The organism is Roseburia sp. AF22-2LB, from assembly GCF_003461125.1.
GTDB lineage: Bacteria > Bacillota > Clostridia > Lachnospirales > Lachnospiraceae > Roseburia_C > Roseburia_C amylophila.
The window spans coordinates 150,839-170,767 of sequence record NZ_QTWM01000006.1 but is presented as its reverse complement, the minus strand read 5'-3'; the positions used below and the strand labels follow the sequence as shown (position 1 = coordinate 170,767).

Sequence of the window (19,929 nt, the reverse complement as noted above, 5' to 3'; positions counted from 1 at the left end):
TACCGACCTCCAATCGTTAGATTTTTTGGTCTAACTTTTAGGGGTCGGTACATTTTCCTACGTCCCTTTTTTACTTTATAGGAAATTTCTCAAATCGTCAGAAATAGTGTATAATAAACTGGAAATAAAAAATGACATGACAAAAGAGAGAATGTTGGATTCGCCATGACGTTGTTTATGACGTTTTTTGTGGTAAACTTCTAAAACCAGAAGTTTCTTTTCCTGTTTGTGATGTTTTGCATATACCCCATAGTAGCGAAGCATTTTGAAATGTTTTTCAGGGATGTGGACAATCAGTTTCTGGATGAAGTCCAAAGCAGGAATAGTTTCAGTAACAGTTTTGTTGTCTTCGTGTCTGGTGTACATTTCATTTTTAACTTTACGAAAAGATGGACCAATGCGGGAAGTAAGCTGTTCAAGGAGAACTTTACGGAAGGCATTACGAAGGAAATTGTAATCAAAGTGTTTGACAGGACGCCAGGGAGTGATGTTACCAGCCCCACCCTCGGAGATGAGAGCGTGGATATGAGGATTCCATTTCACAATGGCGATGAACACAAGAAACAAGCTTACAGGATATATGAAAAGAACGAAGCTGGTTGCTAAGTGACCACCTTATTGGTTACTGGTGTCCACCTGGTGACCACTATTTCTGACATGAGGAATAAATTAAGGATTGGTAATGAAAATCCTCTTGACAAATCCGTCGTAAGAATATATTGTATTATTTATATAGTACAAAAATACGGAAAGGGGTGATTGCATGGCATGGGAATTGGATTCGGATCGTCCTATTTTTATTCAGATTGTGGAGCGGATTCAGATGGAAATAATATCCGGTAAATACAGTCCGGGAGATAAGTTACCTTCTGTCAGGGATCTGGCGGCGGTAGCTGCAGTAAATCCGAATACGATGCAGAAAGCACTGACAGAGTTAGAGCGGACAGGACTTGTGTATTCCCAGCGTACAAGCGGGAGATTTATAACGGAGGATGCAAAAATGATTGAGGAGTTGAAGAATAATCTGGCACAGGAACAGATTAAGGAATTTTTGGAAAATATGAGCAAGCTTGGCTATAAGAAATCAGAAACCTTATCTTTGATTCAGGAGATTTTGGAGGGAGAGCAGGCATGAGTACATTATTGGAAGTAAAAGATGTATGCAAGCGATATGGAAAGAAAACTGCGCTTGACCATCTGAACCTGACTTTAGAGAGCGGACATATTGTTGGCCTCTTAGGACCGAACGGAAGTGGAAAGACAACACTGATTAAGCTGATTAACGGAATCCTTACTCCGGATGAGGGCGAGATTTTGGTGGAAGGAATGAAGATTGGTGTAGAGACAAAGAAGGTGGTTTCTTATCTGCCAGATCATACGTATCTTAACATGGGGATGCGGGTACGTGATATTTTAGATTATTTTGAAGATTTTTATCAGGATTTTGATGTGGTAAGAGCTTATGATATGCTGGCAAAATTATCTATTAATCCCAATGATAAATTAAAATCCATGTCCAAGGGAACCAAAGAAAAGGTGCAGCTTATTTTAGTAATGAGCCGTCGTGCGGACTTATATGTTCTGGATGAGCCGATTGCGGGAGTAGACCCGGCGGCAAGAGATTATATATTGCGGACGATTCTTACCAACTATGATGAGAATGCAACGATTCTGATTTCAACCCATCTGATTGCAGATGTTGAGAATGTATTAGATGAGGTAGTCTTTATTCAGAATGGAACAATCAGCCTGACTTCATCAGTAGATGATATTAGAATTAATCAGGGCAAATCGGTGGATGCTTTGTTCCGGGAGGTGTTTAGATGTTAGGAAAAGTAATGAAACATGAAATGAAAGCAACCTGGAAAGTATTATTTCCACTGGCAATGGTTTTGGTCGGCGTTACGTTAATTGGCATGCTGATGATGAATATGCAGGTTTTCGAAACAGATATGGGAGCCTTAGTTGGGCTGGCAATGCTTCTTTTGTATATCATTGGGCTGATTGCATTGAGCGTTACGGCATTTATTTTTCTGCTGGTTCGATTTTACCACAGCATGTATGGTGCAGAAGGTTATTTGTCACATACTCTTCCGGTAACCACTTTTTCCTTGATTAACGGAAAGCTTTTGGTGGCGGTATTCTGGGATGCAATTACGACAATACTTGTTTATGTTTCGGCATTTTCATTAATAGTGACAGCAGGATTGAATCTGGGTAATGAAGGGGAAAGAATTAAACTGGGAGAATTGCTGCAGCAGCTGGGAGATATGATAGGAATTTCGATTCCGGCACTCTTTGGCTGGGCAATATTATATAGTGTGATTTCTGCGTTTTCCGCTATGCTTATGGTATATGCCAGCATGGCAATCGGTCAGTTGTTCCGCCACAAAGTTGCAATGTCGATTGTGATGTATGGTGTGCTTTATGCGATTCTTCAGATTATATATTTTGTGATATCCATTAATTCAGCAAATGGATTTGTTGAGAAACAGGCTGCAATGGGAGATGACAGCTTCTTTACCCTGGCCATTGCAAATATGTATGGAAATATATTTTCCAGAAGCATGATATTGTCTGTGGGTGTATCAATTGTATGCTATATCATAACAGCATTGATTACCCATAAGAAATTAAATCTGGAGTAAATGAGAAAACTATTTGTATATAAGAAAAGGCGGAACCAATCAAAAATAGACTGGTTTCGCCTTTTTACGTCGTCATGAATTCCATAGAAACTGTTAGTGGCAGTTCCGGCTGGCACAGATTAGCGGAGAAAAATAAGAAATTACTTCGAAAGAAGACAGTCAATCAGCTTATCATTCATCTCCGGCATCATAAAGCAGAAGCGGATGTATTTGTTATCTAAGAAAGGAAAAGTAGAGCAGTCGCGAATCATCATATTCTTCCGGATTGCTTTATCAAATAAATCCGCAGAAGTAATGTCCTCTCTTAAGATTTTAAGAAGCATGAAGTTGCCGGATGGCTTGTATGGTTTGAAATCCGGGTGATTTTTAAAGATTTCATAAATCCGGGCACGCTCTGAAGAAATAAGAGATTTTGTCTGCTGGATGTATTCCTCATCGGTAAACATCAATTCTCCGGCAATTACGGCAAGAGAGTTAATGGTCCATGGATTTTTTCTGGTATTGATGGATTTGATTAAATCCTGATTGCCGCTGATAGCGTAGCCAAGGCGGAGCCCAGGAGCAGCAAAGAATTTGGATGTTCCACGCAGGATAATAATATTGTTATAGTAGTGGGTCAGTGGAACTGCGGTAATTTCATCCATGTTATCGGCAAATTCCACATAAGTCTCATCCACCATGACAAAGATATCATATTGCTTGCAGATATCTAAAATCCGGCGCATATCCGTCCGGTTGATGCAGGATGAGGTAGGGTTATTGGGATTGCAGAGTACTAAAAGGTCGATGCTTTCATTTAAGTGAGCGGTAAAATCATCCACATCAAGGACGAAATCGTCCTTTTCACGGAGTGGATAGTAGAGTGTAGTACCACCGCCTAAGGAAATTTCGCGCTCATATTCCGAATAAGTCGGACCGAGAATCATGGCTTTTTTCGGATGCTCAATCTGAATAAAAAGAGAGATTAATTCCGTGGAGCCATTTCCTACAATGACCTGGCTGGCATCGGTGCCGGTATAGGCAGCAATACATTCTCTTAAAGAAGTATATTCCCGGTCCGGGTAGGATGTAATGGCATCAATATGGGAAGCCAAAGTACTTCGCAGCAGCGGAGATACGCCTAAGGGATTGACATTGGCGGAAAAGCTTGTAATATCCTCTTTTTTGATACCGTAAACGGCTTCTATTTTTTCTAAATCACTTCCGTGAAAATGTTCTTTTGGTGTTATCATGAAAAAGACCTCCTGTTAAAATACAACGGAAAGAAAGTTGCATGTGTGTTTTAAATAGTTTATAATCTATTATAACTGTAATGAGAGAAAAAGCAACAAAATCTCATATCGGAGAAGGAAAAGCAGGTGACATTTTGCGTAGACGGATTCAGAGACTTGCAGCAGGAAAATTTGAACAGGAACAGCCGGTTTTATCTCTTTCGGAAGAGAAGATTGAAATTGAGGTATTAGAGGGACAGGATTATACGGGAGAATTTGTGATTGAAGTATCCAACCATGTTCCGGTAAAGGGGCTGATTTATTCCTCTAATCCATATATGGAATGTCTGACACCGGAATTTGAAGGGGAAGAAGTCCGAATCGGATTTCAGTTCCATAGTGAGGGTTTCCGGGTTGGTGATATACAAAAGGGTGAATTCTGTATTATTTGTAATCAGTTGGAATATAGCCTTTCTTTTGTTGTGTCTATAATCCGGCCTTATGGGAATGCGTCTACCGGAAGAATCCGAAATCTCAGTGATTTTATCAAACTGGCACAGACGGATTATATGGAAGCTTACCGCCTGTTTGCTTCCCAGGGCTTTCAACATGTATTAAAAGAAGAAAAAGGAAAAGAACTATTATGGTATGCCGGCTTTGGCGGACCGGGAGCATTGATTTCCGGTATGGAGGAGTTCTTGGTTACGATCAATGCCAAGCCACGCATTGAGCTTGCGTTAAAAGAACAGGAAATTACCTATCAGGATATCAAAGAGGAGCAGAAGGAAACGCTTTTTGTGCAGAAGAATGGCTGGGGGTATATAAGCTTTGAAGCACAGACAGACAGCAGCTTCTTAAAACTGGAAAAGAATGTTTATACTTCAGATGATTTTACCGGAAGTATCTGCGACCTTATTTATTATATTGACCCGGCAGAACTTCATACCGGAAAAAATTATGGAAGAATTACTTTAGAAAATATTTATCAGCATCTTACTTATGAGATTACCATAATCAGGACGCCGGAGCGCAGAGAACAGGAGCATATCGATTATCTGGAAGAGCAGAGAACACTTGCACATATCACCGGAATCTATCTCAATTATCGTATGAAAAAGATTGGTGCAGGACTTTTTGCATCAGGAATGTTAGATGCACTGAATCATCTGATTGCAATGCGGCCGGAAAATGACTGGTATCTTCTGATGAAAATACAGGCATTACTGGTAAGCGGACAGAGGCAGGAGGCAGAGTGGTTATTTGATGAGTTCCGGCGGAAAGAGGAAGCAAAAGATACACCGCTTTATGCATATTTCCTCTATCTCCGTACGTTGTGGGAGCGGGAAGAATCCTATGTGAACCGGCTGACTGCAGAGATTGAAGAAATTTATCAGAAAACAGATGATATCCGGGTGTTCTGGATGCTGCTTTTCTTAAAGAAAGAATATTGCGAAAATGATACCAGGAAAATCCGGGCAATTGAGAGCCAGATGTTAGACGGCTGTAACAGTCCGTTTCTCTATATCGAAGGATTCTATTTATACTGGCAGAATCCGTATCTTTTAACGAGACTTACTGATTTTGAAATCCGCATTCTTTACTGGGCGGCAAAAAAAGGTGTGTTGACTAGTGACCTTGCCATGCAGATTACGACGCTGGTATCGGAAAAACGGGTATTTCATCCGCTGCTTTATAAGACTATGTGCGTGGCATATGATAAATTTCAGAATAATCAGATGTTGTCAGCAATCTGTGCTTACCTGATAAGAGGACAGCGTTTTGGATTGCATTATCATATCTGGTTTGAACGTGGCGTGGAAGAAGATTTGCGGCTGGCAGGATTAAATGAAGCATATTTAATGTCCATGGATTTACTTGCCATTAAGAAAATTCCACGGATGATACAGATGTATTTTCAGTATAACAGCAGCATTCCATACAAACAGAAGGCGGCTCTGCTTGCAAATGTAGTAGCGTTAAAGGAGAAAGAGCCGGAGGTATATTCCAGTTACCGGAAGCGGATGGAAGAATTCGCAATTGCCCAGATAGAAGAAGGTCATATCGATGATAATCTGGCGATTATCTATTCTGATTTATTAAATAAAGGCATGATACAAAAAGAGATGGCAGGACCACTGGCGAAGATTCTCTTTACCCATAAAATGAACTGCTTTGCACCGAATATTGTGCGGATGTATGTTTTGCATGACCAGCTGCGAAAAGTGCAGTGTGTGCCGATTGTAAATGGCAGTGCTTATTTTGAGTTATACAGCAAGGACTATGTCATTGTATTTGAGGATACGAAGGGATACCGGTATGGCAGTGAGATTTCATACCAGCTGGAAAAGCTGATGAGACCTGGTGCCTTTTACCGTACCTGCATGGAATATGCACCATATGAGATTTCGTATCTTTTGTATCATTTTACATCCAGGGATACCCACCGTGCGTTTATGCCGGAGGACAGTGAGTATTTACGCATCTTTTTAAAAGAGGAAGCATTGCGGGAAAGTTACCGGGCGGAGCTTTATGCAAAGGCAGTACATTTCTATGAGCAGGAAGATAATCAGGAACTGGTGGAAGAGTGTCTGCGTCATGCACCGCTTTCTTCTATGAAGCGGGATGACAGAGCCTATCTTTTGAATCTGATGTTGGAATACCGGCTATATGAGATTGCATATCCGGATATCCGGGAATTTGGCTGGGAAGGCATCCGGCTGGAGAAACTGACAGCACTTCTGACTTATGAAATAGAAGAAGTGGATTATGAAAGTGATGACTTCCTGCTGGCACTGTGTGCAGTGACTTTTCAGGCGAAGAAATACAGTAAAGAGATGCTGCAGTATTTAGCACAGTTCTACTGCGGTCCGACCCGTGTAATGGCGGCGGTCTGGTCAGCAGCGCAGACCTTTGATATAGATACCAGAGACTTGGAAGAACGGTTATTGATGCAGATGTTATATACAGCAGAATTTGTAGAACAGGTGCAGAGCATTTATGAAAGCTTTGTGTCACACGGAGCACCGCATCTTCTGCAGAAAGCATATGTAAATTATTTCGCACATTTCTATTTTGTGCATCAGGGCATTGTACCGGAAAATGTCATTAGAGGCTTAAAGAAAAATTATGAGGAACAGGAAGAATTAAGCCAGGTGATGAAGCTGGCACTGCTTTATGCAGTGGCGAAGAGGGATTTGTCCATAGAAGAAAAAGGTGTAATGGAGATGACAGAGCAGCTTCTACAGGAGCAGCTGGCACAGAATCTTTATTTTGCATTTTATCAGCAGATGCCGGAGGAGATTCGCTATCGATTTCATTTTTACGACCGGCAGTTTGTGGAATACCGGACAAATCCGAGCAAGCGTGTGGTGATTCACTACCAGAAGGGTGAATCCTATGTGGATGAAGATATGAATGAGATGTATGAGGGCATTTTCGTAAAAGAATTTATCGTATTCTTTGGAGAAGAAATTCCGTATTATATTTCAGAGGAAGCACCACGGGAGTCCGTTGTGACTGAGAGTGGACGGCTTTCCTGTAAGGATGTCTGCGGCAGGGAAAACGGAAGCACCTACGATATGTTGAATGAAATGGAATTAGAATATACCTTAAAGGATTATGAGAAGTTAGAGCGGCTTTTACGGAAATATGACAGCATGAAGAAAAGGAATGAAGAACGTTTTCAACTGATGTAATAACAGGGAAAACAATAACAGGGTGATGGTATGAAGGAAAAAAGCCTTTCAATAGGACTTGATTTTGGAAAAAAATACGCATTAGTATCATATTGTACATCCGATATGTCAGAGCCGGATACCATCAGTACCGTGGCAGGCAGTGAACTGTACCAGATTCCATTAAGCCTTTGTAAGCGGAGAGGAATCGGACAGTGGTATTACGGAAAAGAAGCAGAGACTGTCATGAAAAATGGCGAAGGAAGCGGCTGTGACCGGCTCTTCAGCCGGGCACTGGCAGGCGAACAGGTTACCGTGGAAGGGGAAACTTATGATACGGTAGAACTGTTAAGTCTCTTTGTCCGTAAAATTCTTACGGTACCGCAGAAATTCGGCACATCCATGAAGCTGGCAAGAATTACCATTACCATGGATACTTTAAACCGGGAGAAGATGGAACTGATTGAAAAAATAGCCGGACGGATGAAGTGGACAAAAGAGCAGTGTCATGTCATCGATTATGCAGAAAGCTTTTATTATTATGCTTTAAGCCAGAAGGAAGAACTGTGGCTGCATGATGCAGTTCTCTTTGATTATTCCAAGAACAGTATGTGTTTTTATTACATGGAGCGTAATCTGAATTCCACACCACAGCTGGTTCATATTTATCTGAAAGATTATGGTCCTTTGATTGGCAATAAAGACACTGCGTTTTTAGATGTAGTAACAGATGCCGTTTCCCGTAAAATCTATTCTTCGGTATATCTGACAGGGGATGGTTTTGATGGAGAATGGATGAGAGAATCCTTAAAATTTCTCTGCAACGGAAGGCATGTTTTCTTGGGCAAAAATCTTTATGCTAAGGGAGCCTGTTATGCATCCTGCATCCATACCGGAATGCAGCCATGGCAGTTTGTCTATATTGGCGAGAATGAGATGAAGGTAAATATCAGCCTTAAAGTAAAAGACCGGGAAGAACTTATTTTCCATACACTGGTAAGTGCAGGAGAAAACTGGTATGAAGCAAAGAATCGGTGCGAGATTTTACTGGCAGGTACGAATACCGTTGATTTCTGGCTGCAGCTTCCGGACAGCAGGGAAGCAAAGATAGAATCCTTAGAGCTTACGGATATTCCAAAACGTCCGGAGCGCATGACCAGACTTTCTGTTATGACAGAAGCACTGTCTGATTCAGCGGTAAAAGTTACGATACGGGACCTTGGATTTGGAGAGATTTATAAAAGCTCTGAAAAAGTGTGGGAATATAAAATGGAACTATAGGAGGAGACTTCATGGGAGAATTGATTTTATGCAATCGGAAAGAAACCGATGTGCCATATTATTTAGAACAGAATATGATAAATATCTATTCCCTGGAGGAATTGAACTGGTATATTTTAAACCACACGGAATATCTTGACGATTCTTTTGTGTCGGATGATTTAATCAGCTGGATTGCAGAGGAGTTAAAAGACCTGGAGTTAGCCGGGCAGTTAAAAGAGGCTGTCCGAAAGAAAATAACGCTGGCAAAGAAAGTCCGGCTTCTGATGGATGCCTGCGGCTTTTGCACAAAGAAAGAAAAAGATGAAATCGAATATGCACTGGCAGAAGTAGAAAATAAATCAGAAATTGAATGTATGAAAATCCGGGCAGACAGAAGCCTTATGAATCATCGGTATGTCATGGCTATCAGGGAATATATGCGTCTGCTGCAGAAGGAAGAGGCGGGGAAGCTTGATGCTTCTGTCATAGGAAATATATGGAATAATATTGGTGTTGCAAATACCGGGTTATTCCTGTACCGGGATGCGGCACGATGCTTTAAGAAAGCTTATGACTATAATAACAATCCGGCATGCATGCGGGAGATGGAAGAAGCATGGCGGATGGTAGCACCGGATGAAAAGGAACAGGTTTATGAAGTATCAGAAGAACTGCAAAAGACATTAGAGGATATTCATAAGCAATGGAATGATGAGGAAGAAGTACTGGAAGCATTTCGAGATGTGCTGGATAAGAAAAAATATATTTACGAAAGCAATGGACGGTGGGCATAACATTGATAAAATTTTTTAGAAGAAAAAGGAAACCAAAGAAAACAATCGAAGAGGTCTTAGAATGTATCACAGAGGATACGTTATCGGAAGAAGACCGGAAGGATGAACATAAAGTACAACATTATGTTCTGGGTCACTGTGAACAGATGATTGACACCACAAAGACCCTGGAAAATGAAAAGTCTGAATATCGTGTGGTGACTTCTTATTTAAAGGATATCCAGATTATTGAAGAACTGCCGGAAGATGAGGCAGCTGCTTTAAGAGATACTGCAAACAGTATTCTTACACTGGATCAGTCCCGTTCCGATTATCTGAAAGCAACCAAGAAGCTGACAGATACGCAGTATGCACAGATGGAACAGGAAGAGGAGACTCTGACGGAATCCATCCGGACCCTGCAGGCAAATGAGATGTATCAGGCGGCCGTAAAGCGTGATATGAATTACCTGGAAGGGGAGAAGAATGAATGGGCCTATTACCGGGAAGAGTTAATGGAAGAACAGAAGATTCTGCGGAAGGCATCCTATGTAGTATTTGGCATGGTACTGGCATTCCTTGCAGTTATATTGGTTCTTCATGTGGCATTGGAAATGGATGTACGGATTCTATTTACGATTCTGATGGTAGCTGCGGCAGCCAGTGGATTCTTTATGCTGTTCCGGAATCAGAATAATACAAGAGAAATCAAGCGGGCAGAAGTGAACATGAATCATGCCATTACTCTTTTGAACCGTACTAAAATAAAGTACGTAAATTCTACGAATGCGGTGGATTATGCCTGTGAGAAATACCATGTGCATAATTCCTATGAACTGACCTATCTCTGGGAGCAGTACTTAGAAGCCAAACGGGAAAGAGAGAAATTTGAGCGGAACAGTGATGACTTGGAATATTTTAATGGAAAGTTGGTACGCATGCTGCAAAAATATGAACTTTATGATGCAAAGGTCTGGATTAGTCAACCCAATGCACTGGTAGATAAGCGTGAAATGGTGGAAATCAAGCATGAATTATTGAGCCGGCGGCAGAAAATCCGGGCATCCATTGAATATAACATGGATGTAGTATTAGAACAGAAGGAAGAAATTGAAAAACTCATGAAAGAGTATCATGAGGAAATCCCGGAAGTCCGTGAGATTATTAATTCTGTGGACCGGCTCTGCGGAACCGGAGAATGAAAATAGCGTATCATCGATAGAAAATATCGGTGATACGCTATTTTTTACTTTACAGGAAATTGCTTTCCTGTAAAGTAAAAAACGCTCCGCGAGGATGCACACTGCGGCGTATAAGGTAGATGTCGCAAGCAACCGCCGCAGGCGCGAGAATGTGCCAAGACACATTCTTTTCTATCACAGTTTTATTTGCAGCCACAGCTCTTATCGAAAGCCGGGTTACATGCATAGAAGTTCTTGGAGTCAAGGTGTTCCTGTACCATCCGGAGTGCTTCGCCAAAACGCTGGAAGTGTACGACCTCCCTGGCACGCAGGAAACGAATCGGATCTACAACGTCCGGGTCTTTTACGACACGAAGAATGTTATCGTAAGTGGTGCGGGCTTTCTGCTCTGCAGCCATATCTTCCATAAGGTCAGTAATCGGATCGCCTTTGGACTGGAATTCACAGGCATTCTGTGGAACACCACCGGCAGCCTGTGGCCATACGGCAAGGGTGTGGTCAATATAGTAAGGACCGAAGTTAGAGGCTTTGATTTCCTCCGGAGTCAGGTCTCTGGTAAGCTGGTGTACGATGGTTGCAATCATCTCAAAATGGGCAATTTCTTCTGTCGCAATATCGGTAAGCAGTCCGGCTACTTCACGGTAAGGAATGGAATAGCGCTGGGAGAGATAACGTAAGGATGCGTTGATTTCTCCGTCAGGACCTCCGTACTGGCTTAAGATATACTGTGCGGTTTTCGGATCGGTCTGTTTGATGTTGACCGGATATTCCAGTCTTTTTTCATACTGCCACATTTAACAATTTCCCCCTTCCCATGGATTTCTCATGCTTCCCCAGCTCCAGTGACCGTCTGTGTCGGCACCGTCTAAAGTCAGGGGACCATATTTTTCTTCATACATTTTCACTGCTTTTAACCGCAGGGTACGGTAGTGGTTATAGAAGGAAAGTGCTTCTTCATCATAAGGATGGGTGTCAAGGTAAAGGGCAGTATCATAAGCTACAAAGCTGACCTGATTAATCCAGTCTAAAAGCTGGGACTGGTTCATTGGCATATTGTTCATCAGAATCTGCCTCCTTTCATGGAACCATGGAAAGGTTTATTTAAATCCTGAAAGACTGTGCCATTACGCAGAGCCTGGTCAGGTTCGTACAGATTGCCGAACTGCTGCCATGGAACATAAGCCATGGCAAGTTCCTGATTACAGGCAAACTGTTTCGTATAAGGTGTCGGAACAGCCGGACGGCTGCTTTGTGGCTGACAATTACAGTTGTTCATATGCTGACCTCAATAAAAATATTCATATTAATATATGTGCAGATGAAAAGGAATGTGAGATTTTATATTGTGAAAAAAAGAATCCTGCGGTAAAATACTTAATTGAGAAAAAATATCAATAACAAGAGAAGAGGAAAATAGATGACACTGGATGAACTTGAAATTGGAAGAGAAGCGGTAATAACCAAAGTAGGGGGAGAAGGAGCACTGCGGTGTAGATTTTTAGATATGGGGCTGATTCCAAAGACAAAGGTGCAGGTGCGTAAAGTAGCACCTATGGGAGACCCGATTGAACTCCGGATTCGTGGATATGAACTGACCATACGAAAAGAAGATGCCGGAAAAATTGAAGTAGAACCGGAGGAGAACTAGAATGATATTTGCATTAGTAGGAAACCAGAACTGTGGTAAGACCACATTATTTAATCAGCTCACCGGTTCCAACCAGCATGTTGGAAATTTTCCGGGTGTAACGGTTGACCAGAAAATGGGAGAAATCAGAGAGCATAAGGATGCATCGGTAGTTGACCTGCCGGGAATCTATTCACTGCGTCCGTATACCAGCGAGGAGATTGTAACAAGAGACTTTATTTTAAATGAAAAGCCGGATGGAATTATCAATATTGTAGATGCAACAAATATTGAGCGAAATCTCTATCTGACCCTGCAGTTATTAGAAATGCATATTCCGATGGTATTAGCTCTGAATATGATGGATGAGGTGCGTAACAACGGCGGAAGTATTGATGTAAAACAGATGTCTTTAGAACTGGGAATTCCGGTTATTCCAATTAGTGCGGTAAAGGGAGAGGGAGTGGAAGATCTGGTACACAGCGCCATGAAGGTGGCAGGACAGAAGATATATCCAAAGGTAACGGATTTTTGCGAGAAAGGTCCTGTGCACCGCTGCATTCATGCGGTATCCCATCAGGTAGAAGACCATGCACAGAATATCGGAATGTCACCACGTTTTGCAGCAACGAAGATTGTAGAACAGGATACAGACATTATTGACAGACTGAAGCTGAGCCAGAACGAACTGGATATGATGGAACACAGTATTGAAGAAATGGAAACAGACCATCATATGGACAGAAATGCCGCTCTGGCGGATATGAGATATACCTTTATTGAAAAGGTGTGCAGTAAATCAGTAACAAAGTGCCATGAGAGCAAAGAACATATTCGTAGTGTGAAGATAGACAATGTATTAACGAATAAATATCTTGCTATTCCGTTGTTTCTTCTGATTATGCTGCTTGTATTCTGGCTGACCTTCGGTGTGATCGGAGCATTTTTGAGCGATTATCTGGCTGTTTTTATTGCATACATAACGAATCTTGCAGACAAGGGGCTGACTGCTTATGGAATTAACCCGGTGGTTCACAGCCTGATTATTGATGGTGTATTTGCCGGAGTAGGAAGTGTGTTAAGCTTCCTGCCGATTATTGTGGTTTTATTTTTCTTCCTGTCTATTCTGGAAGATTCCGGTTATATGGCAAGAGTTGCCTTTGTTATGGATAAACTGCTGCGTAAGATTGGACTTTCCGGACGAAGCTTTGTTCCAATGCTGATTGGATTTGGTTGCACGGTTCCGGCAGTAATGTCAAGCAGAACTTTAGCATCCGAAAGAGACCGGAAAATGACCATTATGCTGACCCCATTTATCAGCTGTTCGGCGAAAATACCGATTTATGCGGTGTTTACAGCAGCATTTTTTAAAAAGTATCAGGCACTTGTTATGATTGCACTTTATGTTGGTGGAATGGTAATGGGAATTCTGGTGGCACTTTTATTCAAGCATTCCGCATTCCGTGGAAAACCGATGCCTTTTGTCATGGAGCTTCCGAATTACCGGCTGCCATCTTTTAAGAGCGTGGTACTCCTGATGTGGGACAAGGCAAAGGATTTCTTAGAGAGGGCATTTACCGTTATTTTCCTTGCAACGATTATTATCTGGTTCTTACAGTCTTTTGATACCAGACTGAATGTAGTATCTGACAGCGCAGACAGCCTGCTGGCATTAATCGGCCGTGTGATTGCACCGGTTTTTGCTCCGCTTGGATTTGGGGACTGGAGAGTATCCACTTCTTTGATTACCGGATTTACTGCCAAAGAAGCAGTAATCAGTACCATGAGTGTACTTCTTGGAACCAGTGTGACTGCTTTGGGCAACAGCCTTGGAACTCTGTTTACGCCGGTATCAGCAGTCAGCTTCCTGGTATTTACGTTACTTTATACACCATGTGTAGCAGCGATTGCAGCAATCAGACGGGAGATGGGTTCAAAGCTTCAGGCACTTGGTGTTGTGGTAATGCAGTGCGTGGTTGCATGGATTGCAGCATTTGTTGTCTTTCAGATTGGCAGCCTGATTTTTTAGGAGGCAGATAGTATGGGCGTTAATGATATTATTTTGCTATTACTGATTCTTTGCTGGTGCGCCTTTGCAGTATATGCTATGATGAAAAAGAAAAAAGAGGGAGGTTGCATTGGCTGCAGCGGATGTAGTGGAAGGACAGATACGGATGCGGTCTGCAAAGAATGTTCCCAGAGGAAAAAGTTGTAAAAAGTATTTATTTTAGAACATAAGAGCAGGCTACTTGTATTATTGAAAGTGGTGTGCTAGATTATTGTTAGCATAGTGTTATATATTGATAATACTGTGCGTGGTTATGAACAATGATATAATACAATTTTTTTCTAGGAGGAAACGATGAGAGGACTACGTACACCAGTATCAGATTTGAGAAAAAGCATTTTTACGGAGGTAGCAAAAATTGCTTATGAAGCAGACAGTGCAAACCTGAACGATGCCGTTGAGGCAGTTCCATATACAGTTTGCCCTGGAGATGTTCCTACATACCGTGAAAGTATTTATAGAGAACGTGCGATTGCAGCAGAAAGAGTAAGACTTGCTATGGGTATGTCTTTACGGCCACAGGATAAACCGGTACATGTTACCAGTGGCCTCGAAGAGAGCAATGTGGCAGAAAAATATTATGAGCCACCTCTTATGCAGGTAATTCCATCTGCATGTAATCTGTGCGAAGAAAAGAAATATGAAGTATCCAATATGTGTCAGGGATGTATTGCACATCCATGTATGGAGGTATGTCCAAAGGGAGCAATCTCCCAGGTAGATGGCAAATCCGTAATCGACCAGGAAAAATGTATCAAATGTGGTAGATGTAAAGCAGCCTGCCCATATGATGCGATTTCCAAGAAAGAAAGACCTTGTTCCATGGCTTGTGGAATTGGAGCAATTGGAACAGATGAATACGGAAGAGCAAAGATTGATGCAGATAAATGTGTATCCTGTGGTCAGTGTATGGTAAGCTGCCCATTCGGAGCAATTGCAGATAAATCACAGATTTTCCAGTTGATCCGTTGTATGAAAGAAGGCGGAGAAGTTATTGCTGAAATTGCACCTGCATTTGTAGGTCAGTTCGGACCTGGAGCTACTCCAAAGCATGTAAAAGCAGCTTTATTAGAACTTGGTTTCTCAGAGGTTGTTGAAGTTGCACTTGGAGCTGATATCGGTGCAGTAGCAGAGGCACATCATTATGCAAATCATGTTGCAACAGGTGAGCTTCCATTCTTACTTACATCCTGCTGTCCTGCATGGTCTATGCTTGCAAAGACACAGTTTCCGGATTTGATCGAGAGCGTATCTTCTGAGCTTACACCTATGGTTGCTACAGCGAGAAGCATTAAGAAAGAGCATCCGGATGCAAAAGTAGTATTTATCGGACCGTGTGCTGCTAAGAAACTGGAAGCAAGTAGAAGAACTGTCCGAAGTGATGTTGATTTTGTAATTACATTTGAAGAGTTAGACGCTATGTTTGCAGCAAAAGGAATTGATCCGAACCAGACAGATGGTGAAAGCTCCATGCATGATGCAACTGCTGCAGGTCGTGGATATGCATGTGCCGGTGGTGTTGCAGATGCCATTGAAAAATGTATACATGAGTATTATCCGGATGTGGATGTTAAGATTGAACATGCAGAAGGTCTTGCTGAATGTAAGAAGATGCTGATGCTTGCCAAGGCCGGTAAGATGAATGGATATATGATTGAGGGAATGGGATGTCCTGGCGGATGTATCGCCGGAGCAGGAACTATTCTTCCGATTCCGAAGGCAAAACAGGAAATCGAGAAGATTAAGAAAGCTTCTACCAAGCAGCTTCCTCCAAAGGAATTACGGGAAATCGAATTAAATTAATAGTAAGAAAGCGGGTTAATAGAATGAGCAAGGTTAGAACCAGATTTGCACCAAGTCCTACAGGAAGAATGCATGTAGGAAATCTGCGTACAGCACTTTATGCATATTTAATTGCAAAGCATGAGGGCGGAGATTTTATTTTAAGAATTGAAGATACAGACCAGGAACGTTATGTTGAGGGAGCGGTAGATATTATCTACCGTACCCTTGAGAAGACTGGATTGTTGCATGATGAAGGTCCGGACAAGGATGGCGGTGTTGGCCCATATGTGCAGAGTGAACGTCAGGCACAGGGAATTTATCTGGAGTATGCGAAGAAACTGATTGAAAAAGGAGAAGCATACTATTGTTTCTGTGATAAGGAGCGTTTAGAGAGTCTGCGTCAGACTGTTGCAGGTAAAGAGATTATTGTTTACGATAAGCATTGCCTGCATTTAAGCAAGGAAGAAATAGAAGAAAAGCTTGCTTCAGGTATTCCATACGTTATCCGTCAGAATAATCCTCAGACAGGAACAACAACCTTCCATGATGAAATCTATGGAGATATTACCGTTGATAATGCGGAGCTGGACGATATGATTCTGATTAAATCAGACGGATATCCGACTTATAACTTTGCCAACGTAGTAGATGACCATTTGATGGGAATTACACATGTAGTAAGAGGAAATGAATATCTTTCTTCTTCTCCAAAGTATAACCGTCTGTATGAAGCTTTTGGCTGGGATGTGCCGGTGTATGTACACTGTCCGCTAATCACCAACGAAGAGCATCAGAAGTTAAGTAAACGTTGCGGGCATTCTTCCTACGAAGATTTGATTGAACAGGGATTTTTAACAGAAGCAGTTGTAAACTTTGTGGCATTACTGGGGTGGAGTCCGGCAGATAACCGGGAAATCTTTTCCCTGGAAGAGCTGGTAAAAGCCTTTGATTATCATCATATGAGCAAATCACCGGCTGTATTTGACTATACAAAGCTGAAATGGATGAATGGCGAATACATCAAGGCAATGGATTTTGATTCGTACTTTGAAATGGCAGAGCCATATATCCGGAAAGTAATTACCAGGGATTATGATATCCGCAAGATTGCAGAGATGGTGAAGACCAGAATTGAAATCTTCCCGGATATTGAGAATCTGATTGACTTCTTTGAGGAACTTCCGGAGTATGATACCGCAATGTATACCCATAAGAAGATGAAGACCACAGAAGAGAGCTCTTTGGAAGTCTTGACAGAGATTCTTCCGGTATTAGAGGCTCAACAGGATTACAGTAATGATGCACTGTATCAGACACTTTGTGATTTTGTGGCAGAGAAGGGCTGCAAGAATGGTTATGTATTATGGCCGGTTCGTACAGCGGTTTCCGGTAAACAGATGACACCGGCAGGTGCAACTGAGATTATGGAAATTATTGGTAAGGAGGAGTCCTTAAAACGTATCCGTACCGGAATTACACTTCTTACGAAAGCACTTGAGAAATAAAAGTTACGAGGCATTTCATGCAATTTAATGAAGCACAACAGGAAGCTGTTGATTTTTATCAGGGTCCCTGCCTTACACTGGCGGGGCCCGGTTCAGGCAAAACTGCCGTAATTACCCATCGAACGAAAAATTTAATAGAAAAATATGGGGTGTCACCATCAGAGATTCTGGTGGTGACATTTACAAAAGCAGCCGCTATGGAGATGAAGGAGCGTTTTCTTTCGCTAACGAATCAGACATCCACAACGGCTACTTTTGGTACTTTTCATGCGGTGTTTTTTACGGTATTAAAGTATGCTTATCATTATCGGGCAGAAAATATTATAAGAGATGAGCAGAAGGTGGTATTTATCCGGAATCTTTTACGTCATTTTCCGATTGACTATGAAGATGAAAATGAATGCATCCAGACTCTGTTATCTGAAATCGGCGGTGTAAAGAATTCGAACATTCCCATTGAACATTATTATTCTTCTAATTTTCCAGAGCATACATTCCGGGATGTATTTATGAATTATCAGAAGATGCTACAGAAGAACCGGCTGATTGATTTTGATGATATGTTAGTTTATACCTATGAACTTTTCAGCCAGCGGAAGGATATCTTAGCACTCTGGCAGAAGAAGTTCCGGTATATTTTGATTGATGAGTTTCAGGATATCAATGGATTGCAATATGAGATTATAAGGATGCTTGCAGCACCGGAAAATAATCTCTTTGTGGTAGGGGATGATGACCAGTCTATTTACAGGTTCCGCCAGGCAAGACCGGAGATTATGCTGAACTTTGAGAAGGATTATGCTGATGCAAAGCGGATTGTATTAAATTATAATTATCGTTCCGATGGAAATATTGTGGCAGCGGCAGGAAGACTGATTGCCCACAATACAGGGCGGTTTGCAAAGGATATTAAGGCATTTCATCCGGCAAAGGAAGCGGTGGTATGTAAGACTTACCGGACGCAGCGGGAAGAAAATTTAGGATTGATTCATGCACTTAAGGAATATACCGCAGCTGGTGGTGACTGGTCGGACGCAGCGGTGCTGTTTCGCACTAATACACAGCCAAGACTTCTGATGCAGCAGTTGATGGAATATAATATTCCTTTCCGTACAAGGGATAATATTCCTAATATTTATGAGCATTGGATTGCAAAAGATATGGAAAGTTATCTTCGGATTGCCCATGGAAGCAGAAGAAGGGCAGACTTCTTACAGATTATGAACCGGCCGAACCGTTATATTGGGCGGGACAGCCTGGAAGAGGATACCGTAGCATTTGATGTCTGGGCAGATTATTATGATAAAATGGAGCAGTCCTGGATTGCACGAAGAATCGACCGGCTTTATCATGACTGCAAAATGTTAGCCGGAATGAAGCCTTTTGCAGCGGTGAATTATATCCGCAAGGGAATCGGCTACGATGACTATATCAAAGAATATGCAGATCAGAGAGGTATGAATGAGGAAGAACTTTTGGATATTCTAGAACAGCTTACCGATATGACCAAAGAGTTCGATAGCTTTGATGACTGGCAGAAACAGAAAGAGAAATATTTAAAAGAATTACAGCGTGCCATGGAGAAGCAGCGGACGAAGGGAGAGGGCGTTGTCTTATCAACCTTACATAGCTCGAAGGGATTAGAGTATGATGTGGTATTTTTGATTGATGTAAATGAGAAAATCATGCCCTATAAGAAAGCTGTTTTAGATGCGGATCTGGAAGAGGAACGCAGAATGTTCTATGTTGGGATGACCAGAGCAAAAAAACAGCTCTACCTCTTCTCGGTAGAGCTGTTGAATAATCACAGTGCAGAACCATCCCGGTTCTTAAAAGAATTGCAGGAAACGTAATGGATGATTAGTTGTCCATTGCGTCAAATTCTGCTTCATCTAATAATTCATCAAAACGGTCGGAGACAACTTCGTATTCTTCGTCACTGTCAATATTATCTAAAGAAGGATTTCCATCCTCATCCTCGGAGTAACGATAGATATATACTTCACCATCTGCATTTTCATTTCCCTTTTCATCTAAGGGCATCAGCGCAATATAATCCTGTTTTCCTGCTTCAAAGATAGTAAGAATTTTGCATTCCACATCCTGCCCATTGTCTAAATTCAATGTCACCATGATATCGTCTTCATCTTTTAACTGTTTGTTTTCCATAAAA

At 41.7% G+C, this 19,929-nt stretch carries 16 protein-coding genes and 2 pseudogenes; 12 read left to right on the top strand and 6 right to left on the bottom strand.

What is annotated here, in order from left to right; genetic code table 11:
* Positions 1-141: 141 nt before the first annotated feature.
* A pseudogene (locus tag DWX96_RS14610) lies at positions 142-601 on the bottom strand (transposase); the annotation flags it as partial.
* A gap of 162 nt (positions 602-763) precedes the next feature.
* Between DWX96_RS14610 and DWX96_RS10275 the strand changes: the two are divergent.
* From DWX96_RS10275 to DWX96_RS10265, 3 genes are read left to right on the top strand one after another with little or no spacing between them, the layout of a single operon-like run.
* Positions 764-1,135 carry a GntR family transcriptional regulator gene (locus DWX96_RS10275; RefSeq protein WP_022243345.1) on the top strand — a complete coding sequence of 124 codons (372 nt, stop codon included), beginning with the start codon at positions 764-766 and terminating at the stop codon, positions 1,133-1,135.
* Positions 1,132-1,830 carry an ABC transporter ATP-binding protein gene (locus tag DWX96_RS10270; RefSeq protein WP_022243344.1) on the top strand — a complete coding sequence of 233 codons (699 nt, stop codon included), beginning with the start codon at positions 1,132-1,134 and terminating at the stop codon, positions 1,828-1,830. Before DWX96_RS10275 ends, DWX96_RS10270 begins: the two co-directional genes overlap by 4 nt.
* Entirely contained in the window at positions 1,824-2,648 is an 825-nt protein-coding gene (locus DWX96_RS10265) for a hypothetical protein (RefSeq protein WP_118057419.1), read from the top strand. The genes DWX96_RS10270 and DWX96_RS10265 overlap by 7 nt, the downstream gene beginning before the upstream one ends.
* A gap of 140 nt (positions 2,649-2,788) precedes the next feature.
* Here DWX96_RS10265 and DWX96_RS10260 read toward each other — a convergent pair whose 3' ends face one another.
* Complete coding sequence (locus DWX96_RS10260; protein ID WP_022243342.1) at positions 2,789-3,880, bottom strand: pyridoxal phosphate-dependent aminotransferase; 1,092 nt, start codon at positions 3,878-3,880, stop codon at positions 2,789-2,791.
* Between the two features lie 134 nt (positions 3,881-4,014).
* On the opposite strand from DWX96_RS10260, the gene DWX96_RS10255 reads away from it, so the two are divergent.
* The 4 genes from DWX96_RS10255 to DWX96_RS10240 are packed head-to-tail and all read left to right on the top strand — an operon-like array spanning position 4,015 to position 10,771.
* Positions 4,015-7,554: a DUF5717 family protein gene (locus DWX96_RS10255; protein WP_147337981.1), complete on the top strand. Its 3,540-nt coding sequence runs from the start codon at positions 4,015-4,017 to the stop codon at positions 7,552-7,554.
* Between the two features lie 30 nt (positions 7,555-7,584).
* Positions 7,585-8,814, top strand: a complete 1,230-nt coding sequence (locus DWX96_RS10250; protein WP_118057417.1) for a DUF5716 family protein — start codon at positions 7,585-7,587, stop codon at positions 8,812-8,814.
* A gap of 11 nt (positions 8,815-8,825) precedes the next feature.
* Positions 8,826-9,590 carry a hypothetical protein gene (locus DWX96_RS10245; protein ID WP_118057416.1) on the top strand — a complete coding sequence of 255 codons (765 nt, stop codon included), beginning with the start codon at positions 8,826-8,828 and terminating at the stop codon, positions 9,588-9,590.
* A gap of 2 nt (positions 9,591-9,592) precedes the next feature.
* The gene (locus DWX96_RS10240; RefSeq protein ID WP_117698290.1) at positions 9,593-10,771 is read left to right on the top strand and encodes a hypothetical protein; all 1,179 of its coding nucleotides are present in this window, start codon (positions 9,593-9,595) and stop codon (positions 10,769-10,771) included.
* Between the two features lie 182 nt (positions 10,772-10,953).
* Here DWX96_RS10240 and DWX96_RS10235 read toward each other — a convergent pair whose 3' ends face one another.
* Genes DWX96_RS10235 through DWX96_RS10225 form a run of 3 tightly spaced genes read right to left on the bottom strand, consistent with a single transcriptional unit; the run spans position 10,954 to position 12,047 of the window.
* The gene (locus DWX96_RS10235) at positions 10,954-11,565 is read right to left on the bottom strand and encodes a manganese catalase family protein (protein WP_022243337.1); all 612 of its coding nucleotides are present in this window, start codon (positions 11,563-11,565) and stop codon (positions 10,954-10,956) included.
* Entirely contained in the window at positions 11,566-11,832 is a 267-nt protein-coding gene (locus DWX96_RS10230) for a spore coat protein CotJB (RefSeq protein WP_117698289.1), read from the bottom strand.
* Positions 11,832-12,047, bottom strand: coding sequence for a spore coat associated protein CotJA (locus tag DWX96_RS10225; protein WP_022243335.1), 216 nt, complete (start codon positions 12,045-12,047; stop codon positions 11,832-11,834). The genes DWX96_RS10230 and DWX96_RS10225 overlap by 1 nt, the downstream gene beginning before the upstream one ends.
* Positions 12,048-12,188: 141 nt before the next feature.
* On the opposite strand from DWX96_RS10225, the pseudogene feoB reads away from it, so the two are divergent.
* From feoB to DWX96_RS10195, 5 genes and pseudogenes are all read left to right on the top strand, one after another.
* Positions 12,189-14,427: pseudogene (feoB, locus tag DWX96_RS10215) on the top strand (ferrous iron transport protein B).
* A 12-nt stretch (positions 14,428-14,439) separates the two neighbouring features.
* On the top strand, positions 14,440-14,613 hold the full coding sequence (locus DWX96_RS10210) for a FeoB-associated Cys-rich membrane protein (RefSeq protein WP_117698287.1): 174 nt from the start codon (positions 14,440-14,442) through the stop codon (positions 14,611-14,613).
* A 147-nt stretch (positions 14,614-14,760) separates the two neighbouring features.
* Positions 14,761-16,269 carry a 4Fe-4S dicluster domain-containing protein gene (locus tag DWX96_RS10205; RefSeq protein WP_118057415.1) on the top strand — a complete coding sequence of 503 codons (1,509 nt, stop codon included), beginning with the start codon at positions 14,761-14,763 and terminating at the stop codon, positions 16,267-16,269.
* A 23-nt stretch (positions 16,270-16,292) separates the two neighbouring features.
* Positions 16,293-17,756: a glutamate--tRNA ligase gene (gltX, locus tag DWX96_RS10200; protein ID WP_118057414.1), complete on the top strand. Its 1,464-nt coding sequence runs from the start codon at positions 16,293-16,295 to the stop codon at positions 17,754-17,756.
* A 17-nt stretch (positions 17,757-17,773) separates the two neighbouring features.
* Entirely contained in the window at positions 17,774-19,609 is a 1,836-nt protein-coding gene (locus DWX96_RS10195) for an ATP-dependent helicase (protein ID WP_118057413.1), read from the top strand.
* A gap of 7 nt (positions 19,610-19,616) precedes the next feature.
* Here the strand turns inward: DWX96_RS10195 and DWX96_RS10190 are convergent, their stop codons facing one another.
* Positions 19,617-19,925 carry a DUF1292 domain-containing protein gene (locus tag DWX96_RS10190; protein WP_022243329.1) on the bottom strand — a complete coding sequence of 103 codons (309 nt, stop codon included), beginning with the start codon at positions 19,923-19,925 and terminating at the stop codon, positions 19,617-19,619.
* Positions 19,926-19,929: the final 4 nt, after the last annotated feature.

Bases quoted from the DNA above. Each gene is read 5' to 3' on its own strand.
- DWX96_RS10190 (WP_022243329.1), bottom strand. From the start codon at position 19,925: ATGGAAAACAAACAGTTAAAAGATGAAGACGATATCATGGTGACATTG.
- DWX96_RS10265 (WP_118057419.1), top strand. From the start codon at position 1,824: ATGTTAGGAAAAGTAATGAAACATGAAATGAAAGCAACCTGGAAAGTA.
- DWX96_RS10270 (WP_022243344.1), top strand. From the start codon at position 1,132: ATGAGTACATTATTGGAAGTAAAAGATGTATGCAAGCGATATGGAAAG.
- gltX (WP_118057414.1), top strand. From the start codon at position 16,293: ATGAGCAAGGTTAGAACCAGATTTGCACCAAGTCCTACAGGAAGAATG.
- DWX96_RS10260 (WP_022243342.1), bottom strand. From the start codon at position 3,880: ATGATAACACCAAAAGAACATTTTCACGGAAGTGATTTAGAAAAAATA.
- DWX96_RS10250 (WP_118057417.1), top strand. From the start codon at position 7,585: ATGAAGGAAAAAAGCCTTTCAATAGGACTTGATTTTGGAAAAAAATAC.
- DWX96_RS10235 (WP_022243337.1), bottom strand. From the start codon at position 11,565: ATGTGGCAGTATGAAAAAAGACTGGAATATCCGGTCAACATCAAACAG.
- DWX96_RS10225 (WP_022243335.1), bottom strand. From the start codon at position 12,047: ATGAACAACTGTAATTGTCAGCCACAAAGCAGCCGTCCGGCTGTTCCG.
- DWX96_RS10205 (WP_118057415.1), top strand. From the start codon at position 14,761: ATGAGAGGACTACGTACACCAGTATCAGATTTGAGAAAAAGCATTTTT.
- DWX96_RS10245 (WP_118057416.1), top strand. From the start codon at position 8,826: ATGGGAGAATTGATTTTATGCAATCGGAAAGAAACCGATGTGCCATAT.
- DWX96_RS10210 (WP_117698287.1), top strand. From the start codon at position 14,440: ATGGGCGTTAATGATATTATTTTGCTATTACTGATTCTTTGCTGGTGC.
- DWX96_RS10195 (WP_118057413.1), top strand. From the start codon at position 17,774: ATGCAATTTAATGAAGCACAACAGGAAGCTGTTGATTTTTATCAGGGT.
- DWX96_RS10275 (WP_022243345.1), top strand. From the start codon at position 764: ATGGCATGGGAATTGGATTCGGATCGTCCTATTTTTATTCAGATTGTG.
- DWX96_RS10230 (WP_117698289.1), bottom strand. From the start codon at position 11,832: ATGAACAATATGCCAATGAACCAGTCCCAGCTTTTAGACTGGATTAAT.